Here is a 2,942-nt window from a genome sequence, read left to right as displayed (position 1 = left end):
TATATCTATGGCGACCGCAACGGCATCCACATCATCGACCTGACGCAGACCGTCCCGATGCTGGACGCCGCGCTGAACGTCATCCGCGAGACCGTTGCCAAGGGCGGCCGCATTCTCTTCGTCGGCACCAAGCGGCAGGCGCAGAAGCCGATCGCGGACGCCGCCGAACGCTGCGCGCAATACTACATGAACCATCGCTGGCTGGGCGGCACGCTGACCAACTGGAAGACCGTGTCGCAATCGATCAAGCGCCTGAACGAGATCGACGAGCAGATGGCGATAGGCGCCGAGGGCCTGACCAAGAAGGAACGGCTCGGGATGGAACGCGAGCAGGCCAAGCTGCAGGCCTCGCTTGGTGGCATCCGCGAAATGGGCGGCCTGCCGGACCTGCTGTTCATCATCGACGTCAACAAGGAAGACCTGGCCATCCTGGAAGCCCGCAAGCTGGGCATCCCGGTGGTGGCGGTGGTCGATACCAACTGCTCGCCCAACGGCGTGGATTACGTGATCCCCGGCAATGACGACGCCGCCCGCGCGATCCAGCTGTATTGCGATCTGGCCGCCCGTGCGGCGCTGGACGGCATGTCTGCGCAGATGGATGCCGCAGGCGTCGATATCGGCGCGCTGGACGAGGCGCCGGTCGAGGAACTGCTGGCCGAGGCCACGGAACAACCCGCAAAAGAGACCGCCGGGGCCTGAGCCCGGCCTGTCACGGGATTGATACCGGGCGCGGATATCGCCGCGCCCGGAACCTTATTCGACAATCGAGGAGAGCCGAGCCATGGCAATCACGGCGAGCATGGTGAAAGATCTGCGCGACAGGACCGGCGCGGGCATGATGGACGCCAAGAAGGCGCTGACCGAAACCGATGGCGACATGGAAGCGGCCATCGACTGGCTGCGCACCAAGGGGCTGGCCAAGGCCGCCAAGAAATCCGGCCGCACCGCTGCCGAGGGCCTGGTGGCCGTCGAGGTCACGGGCGGCAAGGGCGTCGCCGTCGAGGTGAACTCGGAGACGGATTTCGTGGCCAAGAACGCCGAGTTCCAGGCCATGGTGGCGGGCATCGCCAAGGCGGCGATGGGCGCGGCCGATCTGGACGCGCTGATGGCCGCCGATCTGGGCGGCAAGTCGGTCGCCGACACGCTGACCGACAAGATCGCCACCATCGGCGAGAACATGACGCTGCGCCGCATGGCCCGCATCGAGGGCGAGACCGTGGTCAGCTATGTCCACAACGCCGCCATGCCCGGCATGGGCAAGATCGGTGTTCTGGTGGCGATGACCGGTGGCGACGCGGCGTTCGGCAAGCAGGTCGCGATGCACGTTGCCGCGGCGAACCCCGCCTCGCTGAGCGCGGCGGATCTCGACCCCGCGCTGGTCGAGAAGGAACGCCAGGTCCAGATCGACATCGCCCGCGAAAGCGGCAAGCCCGATGCGGTGATCGAGAAGATGATCGAGGGGCGAATGAAGAAGTACCTGTCCGAGGTCACGCTTCTGGGTCAGGCCTTCGTGATGAATCCCGACCTGACCGTCGAGGCGGCCGCTGCCGAGGCTGGCGCCACGATCACCGGTTTCGTCCGGCTTGAGGTCGGCGAGGGCATCGAGAAGGTCGACGAAGACTTCGCCGCCGAAGTCGCCAAGGCGGTCCAGGGCTGATCGCCACCCGGACCCGGGGACAAACAAATTGGGGGCGGTCGTCGGGGCAGGGGTCCTGGCCGCCCCCGGTCGTTCCGGACGCACATGTCACATGCCGCAAGGGGCGGCCTTCGGCACATGCACGGCAAAGCCGGAGGCGGTGCAGCCACCCCTTGGCCACACCGCCCCCACACTTCCCACCGTCCCCCAATAGGTCGAACCGCGCGAAGCGGACGGCACCATGCGACCGAGTATAGGCCGCATCGTGCTGGTCCCGGTCTCCCGGGGAGCAGACACGCCGCCTAAATCAAGGGGTCATGCCAGCCCTTCAGTTCCTTGGCCCAAGGCCACCACTCACGGAACGCGCGGATATTCGCCGATTCATGCACCGTGTAGGTAGTGGGGGAATCCTTACCTGCAGCATGCGCATTGGCCAGATCGAATCAGGACGGCATCACCCGCGCGTGCTGAAAATCTGGTTCTGGAACCATGCTTTCAGCACCGCCTGCGCGGTCGTCTCGACATCCAGCGTCTCGCGCGCAAGGCGCAGATGCTTTTCCACCGTTGCGGGCGTCACGCCCAGGATCGTCGCGATATCCTGGGCGGTCTTGCCGTCGCCCACCCATTCCAGCACCTCGCGCTGGCGCGGTGTCAGCGGCGGGCGGGTCGAGAGATAGGGCAGGTTCTGGACCTTGAGATGCATCACCTCGTTCATCAGGAAGATCTCGTCACCATCTTCGGCCCAGATGGCATCCACGTCGTCCTGCGTCAGACCCTCGCGCGCCACCAGCCCGATCGCCCCCTTGGCGCGCATCGAGGTGTCCCGAAACGCGATGGAATATCCCGCCACGATGCCCATCGACCGGTTGAATTCCAGCGTGCGTTCCTCTTCCGGGGTCAGTTCCCCGCGCGCCCGGCGTTCGCGCAGTTCGCGCCAACTGCATACCCCCTCGTTCTCGGCCGCCCAGCGCACCATGGGCGCGTTGCGATACATCTCCTGGTCGACGAAGGCGCGGGTATAGTCGGGTCTGAGATTGGACAGCACCAGAAGATCGTTCCGGTCGCCAAGCGAATTGGCCGTACGGAACCGTGTGAACCCGTAGATCAGCCCGTCGAACCCGTAGGCCGCCATCCGTTGCGTGTGCTGCGCCCACAACTCTTCCACGGTCTGCGCCGCGACGATGGTCTTGAGATGCTCGAGTGGCATGGCACCTCCGTGAATGCGGGAACGCGGAAGCTCGGGGTTCGCGGGTCAAGGTCGTCGAGATGATCCGCCAGAACCTCCGGGCGCCGCAATCCCCGGACG

General features: G+C 65.6%; 3 protein-coding genes. 2 read left to right on the top strand and 1 reads right to left on the bottom strand.

Features of this window, described 5'->3' with window-relative positions; translation table 11 throughout:
• Both rpsB and tsf read left to right on the top strand, forming a co-directional pair.
• Positions 1 to 699: 30S ribosomal protein S2 (gene rpsB, locus ENN83_RS06955; protein WP_287185507.1), on the top strand; the 699-nt coding region annotated here is incomplete at its 5' end.
• A gap of 82 nt (positions 700 to 781) precedes the next feature.
• Positions 782 to 1,657: a translation elongation factor Ts gene (tsf, locus tag ENN83_RS06950; RefSeq protein ID WP_287185506.1), complete on the top strand. Its 876-nt coding sequence runs from the start codon at positions 782 to 784 to the stop codon at positions 1,655 to 1,657.
• Positions 1,658 to 2,090: 433 nt separating this feature from the next.
• Here tsf and ENN83_RS06945 read toward each other — a convergent pair whose 3' ends face one another.
• A complete protein-coding gene (locus ENN83_RS06945; protein WP_287185505.1) occupies positions 2,091 to 2,843 on the bottom strand; it encodes a LuxR family transcriptional regulator in 753 nt (250 codons plus the stop codon).
• Positions 2,844 to 2,942 lie beyond the last annotated feature (99 nt).

This window comes from Rhodovulum sp. (assembly GCF_011048875.1).
GTDB lineage: Bacteria > Pseudomonadota > Alphaproteobacteria > Rhodobacterales > Rhodobacteraceae > Rhodovulum > Rhodovulum tesquicola.
This window is presented reverse-complemented; position numbering and strand designations above follow the sequence as displayed.